The 12,973-nt window shown below is 61.4% G+C and carries 11 protein-coding genes; 10 read left to right on the top strand and 1 reads right to left on the bottom strand.

Features of this window, described 5'->3' with window-relative positions; all coding sequences use genetic code 11:
• Nucleotides 1-30 precede the first annotated feature (30 nt).
• Complete coding sequence (gene norR / locus CKW37_RS23160; RefSeq protein ID WP_095158551.1) at nt 31-1,587, bottom strand: nitric oxide reductase transcriptional regulator NorR; 1,557 nt, start codon at nt 1,585-1,587, stop codon at nt 31-33.
• 158 nt (nt 1,588-1,745) lie between these two features.
• Between norR and hmpA the strand changes: the two genes are divergently transcribed.
• The 10 genes from hmpA to CKW37_RS23110 all read left to right on the top strand — a co-directional run.
• Nucleotides 1,746-2,927, top strand: coding sequence for an NO-inducible flavohemoprotein (gene hmpA / locus CKW37_RS23155; RefSeq protein WP_095158550.1), 1,182 nt, complete (start codon nt 1,746-1,748; stop codon nt 2,925-2,927).
• Between the two features lie 224 nt (nt 2,928-3,151).
• Nucleotides 3,152-3,658 carry a disulfide bond formation protein B gene (locus CKW37_RS23150; RefSeq protein ID WP_095158549.1) on the top strand — a complete coding sequence of 169 codons (507 nt, stop codon included), beginning with the start codon at nt 3,152-3,154 and terminating at the stop codon, nt 3,656-3,658.
• 558 nt (nt 3,659-4,216) lie between these two features.
• The gene (cyoA, locus tag CKW37_RS23145) at nt 4,217-5,167 is read left to right on the top strand and encodes a ubiquinol oxidase subunit II (RefSeq protein WP_095158548.1); all 951 of its coding nucleotides are present in this window, start codon (nt 4,217-4,219) and stop codon (nt 5,165-5,167) included.
• A 3-nt stretch (nt 5,168-5,170) separates the two neighbouring features.
• Nucleotides 5,171-7,189 (top strand): cytochrome o ubiquinol oxidase subunit I, encoded by a 2,019-nt coding sequence (gene cyoB, locus CKW37_RS23140; RefSeq protein WP_095158547.1) that lies wholly within the window; start codon nt 5,171-5,173, stop codon nt 7,187-7,189.
• A gap of 3 nt (nt 7,190-7,192) precedes the next feature.
• The gene (cyoC, locus tag CKW37_RS23135; protein ID WP_095158546.1) at nt 7,193-7,816 is read left to right on the top strand and encodes a cytochrome o ubiquinol oxidase subunit III; all 624 of its coding nucleotides are present in this window, start codon (nt 7,193-7,195) and stop codon (nt 7,814-7,816) included.
• The gene (gene cyoD, locus CKW37_RS23130) at nt 7,817-8,158 is read left to right on the top strand and encodes a cytochrome o ubiquinol oxidase subunit IV (protein WP_095158545.1); all 342 of its coding nucleotides are present in this window, start codon (nt 7,817-7,819) and stop codon (nt 8,156-8,158) included.
• An 11-nt stretch (nt 8,159-8,169) separates the two neighbouring features.
• On the top strand, nt 8,170-9,057 hold the full coding sequence (gene cyoE, locus CKW37_RS23125; protein WP_095158544.1) for a heme o synthase: 888 nt from the start codon (nt 8,170-8,172) through the stop codon (nt 9,055-9,057).
• 186 nt (nt 9,058-9,243) lie between these two features.
• A complete protein-coding gene (alaC, locus tag CKW37_RS23120; RefSeq protein ID WP_095158543.1) occupies nt 9,244-10,476 on the top strand; it encodes an alanine transaminase in 1,233 nt (410 codons plus the stop codon).
• 170 nt (nt 10,477-10,646) lie between these two features.
• Complete coding sequence (locus tag CKW37_RS23115; RefSeq protein WP_095158542.1) at nt 10,647-11,006, top strand: YkgJ family cysteine cluster protein; 360 nt, start codon at nt 10,647-10,649, stop codon at nt 11,004-11,006.
• Between the two features lie 253 nt (nt 11,007-11,259).
• The coding region (locus CKW37_RS23110; RefSeq protein ID WP_177454473.1) for an autotransporter-associated beta strand repeat-containing protein at nt 11,260-12,973 on the top strand (1,714 nt) is incomplete at its 3' end.

The raw sequence follows: 12,973 nt of genomic DNA, 5'->3' as shown, positions 1-12,973 counted from the left end.
CCCGAGCGGCCATGGCTTTAACGCATCTCGCTATCCGCGTAGACCGAGGCGACGGGCGAGGCGGGCGAGGTTGGCACGGTCCAGGCCCAGTTCGCGTGCGGCGCTGGCCCAGTTGTGTTGATGCCGTTCCAGGCACGCTTCTATCAGGTGGCGCTGGTACAGGTCCAGCGCCTGGCGCAGATCGCCGCTGACGGCGGCGTCAGGGGAGGCGTGAAACGGTGCGGGCTCGGCCGGCGCGTTGGTGACACCTGGCAGGTCGAGGTCGGCGGCGTCGAGGCTGAGAATACGCGGGCGGTCGCGGTGTTGGCCAAGGGCCTTGAGCGCCGAGCGGCCGATCAGGTGTTCCAGTTCACGGACATTGCCCGGCCAGTCGTAGGCCAGCAGCGCGGCCTGGGCTTCGGGGCTCAGGCGCAGGCTGTTGAGGCCCATGCGCGAGCGATTCTGCTCAAGGAAGTAACCGCTGAGCAGCAGCACATCGCGACCGCGCTCGCGCAGCGCCGGCACGGGCAGCGGGTAAACGCTCAGGCGGTGGTAGAAGTCGGCGCGGTAGCGGCCGGCGCGCACTTCCTCGGCGAGGTCGCGGTTGGTTGCGGCGATCAGGCGTACGTCCACGCGGTGCTCCTGGTCCGAGCCCAGGCGCTGTAACTGGCCGCTCTGCAGCACCCGCAGCAGTTTGGCCTGGACCAGCAGCGGCAGCTCGCCGACTTCATCGAGAAACAGCGTGCCGCCGTTGGCCAATTCGAACTTGCCACGGCGCTCGCCGACCGCGCCGGTGAAGGCGCCACGGACATGGCCGAACAGTTCGCTTTCCACCAGGGTGTCGGGCAAAGCGGCGCAGTTGAGGCTGATCAGCGGTTTGTCGGCACGCGGCGAGGCCTGGTGAATGGCCTGGGCCACCAGTTCCTTGCCGACCCCGGTTTCCCCGGTGACCAGCACGGTCAGGTCGCTGCCGCCTACCAGGCGGATTTCTTCCAGCAGGCGCTTGTGCGCCTTGCTCTGGCCGATCAGTTCCTTGTCCTGCTGGCCGCTGGCCTGGCGGTAGACCTCGGCGCGCTGGTGTTCGTCCTCGGCGCGCAGGGCCAGGCGTTCGATGCGCTGGGCCACGTTGACGGTGGCCGCGGCGAGGCTGGCGAAGGCTTGCAGGGAATCCAGCTCGACCTGCTGGAAGCTTTCCGGCGACAGCGCGTCAAGGGTGATCAGGCCCCACGGCTGTTCATCGACGAACAGCGGGCAGCCCATGCAATCGTGGACTTCAAGCTGCTGGTGAAGGCCTTCGACCAGCCCGTCGTAAGGGTCGGGCAGTTCGCTGTCGCTGGCGAAGCGGGTCGGCCCGCTGCGGCTGAGCAGGGCGGCGAAACGCGGGTGCTCGCTGACCCGGAAGCGGCGCCCGAGGGTGTCAGCGCTCAATCCGTCCACCGCCAGCGGCACCAGCCACTCGCCGTCCAGGCGCAGCAGCGCGGCGGCATCGCAGGGCAGCAGCGCGCGCATGGCTTCCAGCAGGCGGCGATAGCGCTCGCCTTCCGGCAGTTCGCGGGACAGGTCGCTGACCAGGGGGAGCAGGGCGGTGAGCAGGGATTTTGCGGTCATAATGACTCCTGTTGGTCTTAATGACTCTAGCAGGCTTTGTGTCATTTTGACTCTTTGGCTTTCAGGTGCCTGATTTTGCTGGGTTTTAAGGTTGGCACGAATTCTGAAATGACAAGGGCAGTGTTTAAACCAGAAGCCTAAGGCTCAGGAGTCGTTTCATGCTTAATGCCCAAGACCGTGCAATCGTCAAAGCCACAGTCCCGCTGCTGGAAAGCGGTGGCGAAGCTCTGACCACTCACTTCTACAAAATGATGCTCAGCGAGTACCCCGAAGTACGTCCGCTGTTCAACCAGGCCCACCAGTCCAGCGGCGACCAGCCACGGGCGCTGGCCAACGGCGTGCTGATGTACGCGCGACATATCGACCAACTGGAGCAGTTGGGCGGGCTGGTCGGCCAGATCATCAACAAGCATGTGGCCTTGCAGATCCTGCCTGAGCACTACCCGATCGTCGGTCGCTGCCTGTTGCGCGCCATCGAGGAAGTGCTGGGCAGCGAGATCGCCACCCCCGAAGTGCTGGCGGCCTGGGGCGCGGCGTACCAGCAACTGGCGGACATCCTGATCGGCGCCGAAGAAGGCATGTATCAGCAGAAGGAAGCGGCCGAAGGTGGCTGGCGCGGTGCGCGGGCGTTCACGCTGGTCGAGCGGGTCGAGGAGAGCGCCGAGATCGTCTCCTTCTACTTCGCGCCGGTCGACGGCAAGCCGGTGCTGGTGGCCGAGCCGGGGCAATACATCGGCCTGCAACTGTTCATCGACGGTGCGGAGCAGCGCCGCAACTATTCCCTGTCGAGCCTCGGTGACGGCCGTCTGTACCGCATCAGCGTCAAGCGCGAGGCGGGCGGCAAGGTGTCCAATTACCTGCATGACCAACTGAAAGTGGGTGACAGCATCAACCTGTTCCCGCCGGCGGGCGATTTCGTCCTGGCTGCCAGCGACAAGCCGCTGGTGCTGATAAGCGGCGGCGTCGGCATCACCCCGACCCTGGCGATGCTGGACGCGGCGCTGGACAGCGGTCGGCTGGTGCATTTCATCCATTGCGCCCGCAACGGCGCGGTGCATGCCTTCCGTGAACACGTTGATGCGCTGGCGGCGCGGCATCCGCAGCTCAAGCGTTTCTATTGCTATGACGAGGATGACGGCGTGAGCCTGCCGGGGGATGCCCTGGGTTACCTGAGCCAGGAGCAACTGGCCGGCTGGTTGCCGCTGGAGCGGGATGTGGATGCCTACTTCCTCGGGCCCAAGCCGTTCATGGCAGCGGTGAAGCGCCAGTTGAAGGCTGCGGGCGTGCCGGAAGGGCAGAGCCGGTATGAGTTCTTCGGGCCGGCTGCGGCGCTGGAATAAGCCCAATCGCGACGGCTCGGCGCAATGCTGAGTCGTCGCGGTGCTTTTTCATTAATCCTCCTTTAATCAGCCTCCTCTTCACTCCTTCCTGCGCCTGCCTTTTCACACGGACTTCACCTTTGATCCGCGGTCTGCATGTAGACTTTCGGCCGGCGCGCCGTCATCTTGTGCGCCCCGCGGCTTTCAGCGAGGCCGAGTCGAACCACCTAGTGAAGGGAATGGCAATGAACGAGCAAACGCAGCGTCTCAATCGCGAGAGGCGCTTCCTGGTGCTGTTGGGTGTGATCTGTCTGGCGCTGATCGGCGGTGCCTTGTACATGCAGATCGTTCTTGGCGAGGCGCCTTGCCCGTTGTGCATCCTGCAGCGCTACGCGCTGTTGCTGATCGCCCTGTTCGCCTTCATCGGCGCGGCCATGCCCGGCAAGCGCAGCCTGACCGTCTTCGAGGGGCTGGTGGTGCTCAGTGCGCTGGGCGGTGTCGCCGCCGCCGGCAACCATGTCTATATCCTCGCCAACCCGGCGGTCAGTTGCGGCATCGATACCCTGCAACCGATCGTCGACGGACTGCCGCTGGCCTCGGTATTGCCGCTGGTGTTCCAGGTGGACGGCTTCTGCTCTACGCCATACCCACCTGTATTGGGACTTTCCCTTGCGCAGTGGGCGCTTATGGCGTTCATCCTGACCGTGGTTCTGGTGCCGTTGGGCATCATCCGCAACCGTCGTCAGCGTTAGACAAAAGTCATGTTTTGACGCAAGCCTCTTGTTGAAGGAAGTTTCCCTCAGGCTGCGCACCCTGGTTGATCTGCGTCAATGTCAAACCCTTGTGGTACGGGCGTTTCAGGACTATTGAGCAGGGTGCGACAAACTGTCGCGAAACTGATTTATCGGGCCGGATTATTACACTTCTTGTAAAAGACTGTTGCTCAATAAGTCATAGTCAATGGTTGGTTACCTATCTACAATCGCCCCCAATTTCCGTTCGGCACTGCTTGCAAGTCGCATTAACAAAGGCTCCCAGGGCTTTTTCGCTGACTTCGACGAGCGCCGCCCGCGGTGATGCAGGGCTGACTCCTCTCCGTGATTTTCCGCACCAAATGGACTTGGTCTGAGATACAGGCCTGTTGCCCACGAAGTCAGAATAATAACCACGCACCACCCAGGTTCATGCCGAGCAGCGCCGCTTCTCAAGGTATGTCCCTATTCGCCCGTAAATGCTGACACTAGGCAGGACGAAGTGTTGGCGACCAAAACACAAATTGCATTGAAGCAAGCTGATCTAGAGGTCGTGAGATGAGTAAAAAGCGTTACCCCAGACTGTTTGGCATTCTGCCCTTTTTAGGCATGCTTTTACTCAGTGGGTGCAACTGGACCCTGCTCGACCCGAAGGGTCAGGTTGGCATTGAGCAAAAGAACCTTATCCTCATCGCCTTCGGCCTGATGCTGCTGGTGGTGGTCCCGGTCATTTTCATGACCCTGGCCTTCGCCTGGAAGTATCGCGCCTCGAACAAGGCTGCCAAATACACTCCGGACTGGTCGCACTCGACCAAGATCGAAGTCGCTATCTGGACCATCCCGGTACTGATCATCGTCGCCCTGGGCGTCGTGACCTACAAGACCACCCATGAGCTGGACCCGTATCGTCCGCTGGTTTCCGACGTGAAGCCGGTGCAGATCGATGTGGTCGCCCTGGACTGGAAATGGCTGTTCATCTACCCGGAACAAGGCATTGCCACGGTCAACAAGATCGTCTTCCCGGCCAACACCCCGGTCAACTTCCGCGTGACCTCTGATTCGGTGATGAACTCGTTCTTCATCCCGGGCCTGGGCGGCCAGATCTACGCGATGGCCGGCATGACCACCAAGCTGCACTTGATCGCCAACGAAAACGGTGTGTTCGACGGTATCTCGGCGAACTACAGCGGTGCCGGCTTCACCGGTATGAAATTCAAGGCAGTCGCCACCTCCCAGGCCGATTTCGAGGCATGGGTGAACGAAGTCAAGCAATCGCCAAAACAGCTGGACAAGGCTGAATACGAGTCCTTGGCCAAAGCTAGCGAAAACAACCCGGTAGCGCTGTACAGCGTGGCACCGGCCGAGCAGTTCCAGACCATCGTCGACAAGTACGAAGGCATGAACCGCGGCAAGCCGGTAGTACACGAGAAGGCCGAGCACAAGCAGGCAGCGGCCGCTACCGAGGGTATGGACGTGAGTATGCATTCAGCTGCTGGGGCAGAGGAGTAAGAGATGTTCGGTAAATTAAGTCTGGACGCGGTCCCGTACCACGAGCCGATAGTCATGGTGACGCTCGCCATGATTGCGCTCGGCGGTATCGCGTTGTTCGCGCTAATCACCTACTACAAGAAGTGGACCTACTTGTGGACCGAGTGGCTGACCTCGGTCGACCACAAGAAGATCGGCGTGATGTACATCATCGTCGCGATGCTCATGCTGATCCGCGGCTTCGCCGACGCCATCATGATGCGTACCCAGCTTGCTGCGGCTACCGGCGGCGCTGAGGGCTACCTGCCTCCAGAGCACTATGACCAGATCTTCACCGCTCACGGTGTGATCATGATCATCTTCATGGCGATGCCATTCTTCACCGGCCTGATGAACCTCGCGGTTCCTCTGCAGATCGGTGCACGTGACGTTGCCTTCCCGTTCCTCAACTCCCTGAGCTTCTGGCTGCTGGTGTCCGGCGTTGCGCTGGTCAACATCTCCCTGGGCGTCGGCGAGTTCGCCAAGACCGGTTGGGTAGCCTATCCGCCGCTTGCGGGAATCCAGTACAGCCCTGGTGTCGGGGTTGACTACTACATCTGGGCGCTACAGCTATCGGGTCTGGGTACAACGCTTACCGGCGTGAACTTCCTGGCAACCGTGCTGAAAATGCGCGCGCCTGGCATGAAGCTGATGGACATGCCGATCTTCACCTGGACCTGCACCTGGGCCAACGTTCTGATCGTCGCTTCGTTCCCGATCCTGACTGCTGCACTGGCTCTGCTGACGGTTGACCGTTATCTGGACTTCCACATTTTCACCAACGAGCTTGGTGGGAATCCGATGATGTACGTCAACCTGTTCTGGGCCTGGGGTCACCCTGAGGTTTACATCCTGATCCTGCCGGCCTTCGGTGTGTTCTCGGAAGTCACCTCGACCTTCACCGGCAAACGCCTGTTTGGTCACCACTCGATGATCTATGCATCGGGCGCGATCGCGGTACTCGGCTTTGCGGTATGGCTGCACCACTTCTTCACCATGGGTTCTGGCGCGAGCGTCAACACCTTCTTCGGTCTGGCAACGATGCTGATTTCGATCCCGACCGGGGTAAAACTGTTCAACTGGCTGTTCACGATCTACCAGGGCCGTCTGCGCTTCACCGCGCCGGTTCTGTGGACCCTCGGCTTCATGGTCACCTTCTCCATCGGTGGCATGACCGGCGTTCTGCTGGCGGTACCGGGCGCTGACTTCGTGCTGCACAACAGCCTGTTCGTGATCGCTCACTTCCACAACGTGATCATCGGTGGTGCGGTGTTCGGCTACATCGCCGGCTTCGCCTTCTGGTTCCCGAAAGCCTTCGGTTTCACCCTGAACGAGAAGTGGGGCAAAGCTGCCTTCTGGTTCTGGATCTCCGGTTTCTACGTGGCCTTCATGCCGCTGTACGCACTGGGCTTCATGGGTATGACCCGTCGTCTGAACAGCTCGGACAACCCTGCCTGGGAACCGTACCTGTACGTTGCCGTGGTCGGCGCCGTGCTGATCCTGTTCGGTATCGCTTGCCAGCTGATCCAGCTGTACGTGTCGATCCGCGATCGCAACGAAAACCTGGACGTGACCGGCGACCCATGGGGCGGCCGTACCCTGGAATGGTCGACTTCGTCGCCACCACCGTTCTACAACTTCGCCACCATGCCTGAGAAAGTGGGCCTGGACGCCTGGCACGAAGCCAAGGAAGCCGGTGTTGCGTACAAGGTCCCGGCCAAGTACGAAGCGATCCACATGCCGAACAACACCTCTACCGGTGTGTTCATGGGCCTGTTCCTGACCATCTTCGGTTTCGCCTTCATCTGGCACATCTGGTGGCTGGTGGGTGTGAGCCTGTTCGCCACCGTCGCAGTCTTCGTTCGCCACGCAGCGCGTGACGACCAGGGCTACATGGTTCCTGCCGAGGAAGTGGCGCGCATCGAAGGTGAGCGCATGAAGACCCTGGGTCTGGCCACCGGCGCGCCTGCTGGCGCACGTGTTGAATCGTTCGAGCGGGTTTAATCAATGTCCAGTCAAGTAATCAACGCAGGTGCTCATGGTCACGACCATGGGCACGACGATCACCACCATGACTCAGGCCAGATGACCGTATTCGGTTTCTGGCTGTACCTGATGACCGACTGCATCCTGTTTGCGTCGATCTTCGCTACCTACGCGGTGCTGTCCGGCAACTTTGCCGGCGGCCCGTCGGGTCATGACATCTTCGAACTGAACTACGTACTGGGTGAGACGGCGCTGCTGCTGTTCTCCAGTATCACCTTCGGCTTCGCGATGCTGCAGATGTACAAAGGCAACAAGAGCGGCGTACTGGGCTGGCTGGCCGTTACCTGGCTGCTGGGCGCCGGCTTCATCGGCATGGAAATCAACGAGTTCCATCTGCTGATCAGCGAAGGCTTCGGCCCATCGCGCAGCGGCTTCCTGTCGGGCTTCTTCGCCCTGGTCGGTACCCACGGTCTGCACGTGACCGCCGGTCTGATCTGGATGGCAATCCTGATGTACCAGATCAACAAGCACGGCATCACCAACACCAGCAAGACCCGCATGAGCTGCCTGAGCCTGTTCTGGCACTTCCTGGACGTGGTCTGGATCTGCGTGTTCACCGTCGTGTACCTGATGGGAGTTCTGTAAATGGCTAACGCACACAACAGCAGCCACGGCCACGACGAAGCCAACCACGGCAGCGTCAAGTCCTACGCCATCGGCTTCATCCTGTCGGTGATCCTGACGGTCATTCCATTCGGCCTGGTGATGTACCCAACCCTGCCGAAAGACATGACCCTGCTGATCATCGTTGCGTTCGCAGTGATCCAGATCGTGGTGCACCTGTACTACTTCCTGCACCTGGATGGCTCGCAAGCAGCACGCTCCAGCGTCACGTCGTTCCTGTTCACGGCGCTGGTCATCGCGCTGTTGGTCGGCCTGTCGCTGTGGATCATGTTCAGCATCCACTCAAGCATGATGGCGAAGTGAGGTAAGGCGGCATGTCCCTCAAGCACTTTATCCAGATCACCAAACCGGGAATCATTTTCGGTAACGTGTTGTCGGTAGCGGGCGGATTCTTCCTCGCTGCACAAGGGCATGTCGACTTCATGCTGTTCCTCGCCACGGTGATTGGCACTTCGCTGGTCGTCGCATCCGGTTGTGTTTTCAACAACTGGATCGACCGCGACATCGATATCAAGATGGAGCGCACCAAGAACCGTGCGATGGTTCAGGGGCTGATTTCGTCGAAAGTTGCATTGGTCTACGCCACCCTGCTCGGGGTGGCCGGCCTCGGCCTGCTGTATGTGCAGGCCAATGCGCTGGCGGCGCTGTTCGGCCTGATTGGCTTCATCATCTACGTGGGTTTCTACAGCCTGTACCTGAAGCGTAAATCGGTGCACGGCACCCTGGTTGGCAGCCTGTCCGGTGCCATGCCTCCGGTGATCGGCTATTGCGCCGTGAGCGGTACCTTCGACCTGGCTGCATTGACCCTGCTGGTGATGTTCAGCCTGTGGCAGATGCCGCACTCCTACGCGATCGCGATCTTCCGCTTCAACGACTACCTGGCTGCTTCGATTCCGGTTCTGCCGGTCAAGCGCGGCATCCTGGTGGCCAAGAAGCACATCCTCTGGTACATCGTGGCCTTCCTTGCGGCGACCCTGATGCTGACCTTTGGTGGCTACGCCGGCATGAGCTATCTGGCGGTGGCCGCGGCCATGGGCATGTACTGGTTGTACATGGCCTGGACCGGTTACAAGGCCAAGGATGATCGTCTGTGGGCACGCAAGTTGTTCGTGTTCTCCATCTTCACCATCACCGCCCTGAGCGTGATGATGTCGCTGGACACCAAGGTGCCCGCCGAGCTGTTGCTGACCTACGCGCACTGAGTGCGAGAGGTTTGACGAGAACGCCCCGGACCGAAAGGTTCGGGGCGTTTTTGTTTGTGGCCTTGGAGCCTGGCCACAGAAATAAATCTTTACAGCCTTCCCCGTCAGCCACTATCTTCCAGATCGGCCACCGCAGTGGCCAACGTCGCTCGGACGGTTCCGGGCGCTTACGTCTTCGAGGAAGTCATGGCCGACCAAGGTTCGCCGCGCCGCTTTGCGCGCATTGATCGTCTCCCCCCCTACGTCTTCAACATCACCGCCGAACTCAAGATGGCTGCGCGCCGTCGTGGCGAGGACATCATCGACCTGAGCATGGGCAACCCCGACGGGGCTACGCCGCCGCACATCGTCGAGAAACTGGTGCAGGTCGCCCAGCGCGAAGACACCCACGGCTACTCCACCTCTCGCGGCATTCCGCGCCTGCGCCGCGCCATTTCGCGCTGGTACAAGGACCGTTACGAGGTCGAGATCGACCCGGAAAGCGAAGCCATCGTCACCATCGGTTCCAAGGAAGGCCTGGCACACCTGATGCTGGCAACCCTGGATCATGGCGACACCGTCCTGGTGCCCAACCCCAGCTATCCGATCCACATCTATGGCGCAGTAATCGCCGGCGCCCAGGTGCGTTCGGTGCCGCTGGTGCCGGGCGTGGACTTCTTCAATGAGCTGGAACGTGCCATTCGCGAGTCGATCCCAAAGCCGAAGATGATGATCCTCGGCTTCCCGTCGAACCCGACCGCGCAGTGCGTCGAGCTGGACTTCTTCGAGCGCGTCGTGGCCCTGGCCAAACAGTACGACGTGCTGGTGATCCACGACCTGGCCTACGCCGACATCGTCTACGACGGCTGGAAAGCCCCGTCGATCATGCAGGTGCCGGGCGCCAAGGACATCGCGGTGGAGTTCTTCACCCTGTCCAAGAGCTACAACATGGCTGGCTGGCGGATCGGCTTCATGGTCGGTAACCCGGAACTGGTCAGCGCCCTGGCGCGGATCAAGAGCTACCACGACTACGGCACCTTCACGCCGCTGCAGGTCGCGGCCATCGCGGCACTGGAAGGTGACCAGCAGCCGGTGCTCGACATCGCCGAGCAATACCGCCAGCGCCGCAACGTACTGGTCAAGGGCTTGCACGAGATGGGCTGGATGGTCGAGAACCCCAAGGCGTCGATGTACGTCTGGGCGAAGATCCCGGAGCAATACGCCCACCTGGGTTCGCTGGAGTTCTCCAAGAAGCTGCTGGCCGAGGCCAAGGTCTGCGTATCGCCGGGCATCGGCTTTGGTGATTACGGTGACGACCATGTGCGGTTCGCCCTGATCGAGAACCAGGACCGCATCCGCCAGGCGGTTCGCGGTATCCGCCAGATGTTCCGTGCTGATGGCATCGAGCCGCCGAAGGCCGGCAAACCCGTGCGCGGCTAGTTGATCGAGCGACGCCCCGCTGATGCCGCAAGGCGTTGGCGGGGCGTTTTCATTTCCGCCGGTCGGCTGCCGGTTTTTCTTTTTTTGCCCCCCTTCTCAAGCGCTTGCCGTTGCATAGAATGGTCGCCGGGATCCTCCCCAATAACGACAATTCTTCCCCCCCTCCTATCATGTCCAAGACCAGTCCTTGTATGAGTTGTGGCGCCTGCTGCGCGCATTTTCGTGTGTCTTTTTTCTGGGGTGAGTGCGCCTCGGCGGGTGGTTGCGTGCCAGATGATGTGGTGGTGCAGATCAGCCCCAGCCGGGTGGCGATGATCGGCACCGACGCCAGGCCGGTGCGCTGCATTTCCCTGACGGGGGAGGTGGGCAAGGGGGTGAGCTGCGGCATGTACGCGCAGCGTTCCAGCACCTGCCGGGAGTTCGAGGCGTCGTGGGAAAACGGCGAGCACAACCCGAGCTGCGACGATGCTCGCGCCGCCTATGGCCTGCCGCCGTTGCAGCCTTATGACATGGGTTCGAGCGCGGCGTGAATGAGCCCGCAACCAAGGGCATTACGGGGTAATGCATGGCTATCTGCGGCGAATGTGCTGGTAAGTGCGCAAAGTTATTTAGGTAAGATTTTTCCTACCTAAATGATGGCTTTTTGCTGTAAAACACCCCCATCCGGATTTTTACATTGCCAAGGTCAGGCCATTCGATTGAATAGCCGCAGTAAGTCGCGCCTATTTCGTCGACGCCTGCGTTCTCGAGGATGAATCGCCTGATCCACATCAGGAGTTTTGTGTGGACAGTCGATCAGCCCCAGCCATTCGTGTGCGCCGTAGTCCCTTGTCGTTATCCATCAGCCTGGCGGCTCTGGGGCTGCTGGCCAGCCTCAGCAGTGCGGACGTGCTCGCCGCCTGCACGCCGGGCGTGCCCACCGATGGCGTCACGTTGACCTGTGCCGGGACGGACCAGCAGAACTTCGCCAGTTCTGCCAGCAACCTGACGGTCAACGTCATCGGCAGCGCCATTGTCAGTTCCGACGGTAGCGGCGACCCGGTGCTCCAGCTCACCGGCAGCAATAACATCATCGTCAACAGCGGCCAGATCTACCCGTCCTACAGCGGGCAACAGAGCCTGCCGACCACCGGTCTGAAAGTCGGCAACAGCAGCACGCAGAACATCACCATCTCCAATAACCCCACCGGCTCGATTTCCGGCACCGGTGCCAACCCTGGCGCCTCCATCGTCGACCTCAAGGGCATGGCCCTGGATGTGGAGGCTGGTGCTGGCGGCAGGGTGACCATCGTCAACCACGGCACCATTTTCACCAACGTGATCGTCGGGGGGACGCTGGAAGTGGCCAACATGCCGACCGTGGCGGTCTACGGCGGTGCCCAGGTCGAGATGTTCAACACCAACACGGCTTATGGCCGGATTGCTTTCCAGGCCTCGGCCGAGGGCAACACCTTCACTAACAGCGGCTCATTGGGGGGCAGCCTGTCCATGGGGGCCGGGGGCGGTAACAACCGTTTCAACGCGATCACCGGCTCGGGAGTGCAGGCATCGGGTGTGTCCGGCGCCAGTAGCGTGACCGTCGCTTCTAACCCGAACCTGGTGTTCCTCGCCCCCGGAATCGTCGATGGCGGTGCCGGCGGCTCCAACACCCTGGCGCTGCAGAACGCTATCGGTGGTGGCTCTGGAAGCGGGGGCAGCGGCACCATCTTTGCGGCGAACTTCCTCAACTTCAGCAACCTGTTGGTGCAAAGCGGTAGCTGGACCGTGAGCGGCGCGTTGCTGACCGGCGCCACCACCAGTACCAGACTGAGCGGAGGGGCGCTGTGGGTGAACAACAGCGGGGTGTTTGGTACCGGCATCGTCAACGCCAACGGCGCGACGCTCTCGTCCTTCGCGGCCTCCACGCTGATCCTGGCCAATGACATCAACCTGGAAGTGAACGCCCTCTCTGGCATCAACGGTCTGACGGTGAGCGGCAGCAATAACATCACCCTCAGCGGGGTGATCTCGGGCGACGGCACCTCCCCCCTGACCAAGACCGGCACGGGTGTCCTGCGCCTGGACGGCACCAATACCTACAGCGGTGGCACCGCCCTCAACGCCGGTTCGCTCGTCATCGGCAGCAGCCAGGCCCTGGGCACCGGCGCCGTCAACGCCGCAACCGGCACCCGGATCGACTCCGGCGCCACCGCGACCCTGAGCAATATCATCAACCTCACCGGCACCGTGAATTTTGGTGGCACCGGCAACCTGACCCTGAGTGGGGCGCTGCAGGGCAACGCCAGTTCCGTGCTCAACAAAGATGGCGCCGGCACCCTGGTGCTGTCCAACGCCAGCACCTACGGCGGCGGCACCACGCTCGGCGGCGGTACCCTGCTGGTCGGCAACAATGCGTCACTGGGTGGCGGCGCGCTGACCGTGTCCGGCGCATCCAGCCTGGGCGCCACCCAGTCGGTGATGCTGAACAACGCCGTGGCGCTGAACAGCAACCTGACGG

Origin of the sequence: Pseudomonas sp. Irchel 3E13 (genome assembly GCF_900187455.1) — a bacterium.
Lineage (GTDB): Bacteria > Pseudomonadota > Gammaproteobacteria > Pseudomonadales > Pseudomonadaceae > Aquipseudomonas.
This window is presented reverse-complemented; position numbering and strand designations above follow the sequence as displayed.

Coding starts and splice junctions, on each gene's coding strand:
- norR (WP_095158551.1), bottom strand. CDS start 1,587: ATGACCGCAAAATCCCTGCTCACCGCCCTGCTCCCCCTGGTCAGCGAC.
- hmpA (WP_095158550.1), top strand. CDS start 1,746: ATGCTTAATGCCCAAGACCGTGCAATCGTCAAAGCCACAGTCCCGCTG.
- CKW37_RS23150 (WP_095158549.1), top strand. CDS start 3,152: ATGAACGAGCAAACGCAGCGTCTCAATCGCGAGAGGCGCTTCCTGGTG.
- cyoA (WP_095158548.1), top strand. CDS start 4,217: ATGAGTAAAAAGCGTTACCCCAGACTGTTTGGCATTCTGCCCTTTTTA.
- cyoB (WP_095158547.1), top strand. CDS start 5,171: ATGTTCGGTAAATTAAGTCTGGACGCGGTCCCGTACCACGAGCCGATA.
- cyoC (WP_095158546.1), top strand. CDS start 7,193: ATGTCCAGTCAAGTAATCAACGCAGGTGCTCATGGTCACGACCATGGG.
- cyoD (WP_095158545.1), top strand. CDS start 7,817: ATGGCTAACGCACACAACAGCAGCCACGGCCACGACGAAGCCAACCAC.
- cyoE (WP_095158544.1), top strand. CDS start 8,170: ATGTCCCTCAAGCACTTTATCCAGATCACCAAACCGGGAATCATTTTC.
- alaC (WP_095158543.1), top strand. CDS start 9,244: ATGGCCGACCAAGGTTCGCCGCGCCGCTTTGCGCGCATTGATCGTCTC.
- CKW37_RS23115 (WP_095158542.1), top strand. CDS start 10,647: ATGTCCAAGACCAGTCCTTGTATGAGTTGTGGCGCCTGCTGCGCGCAT.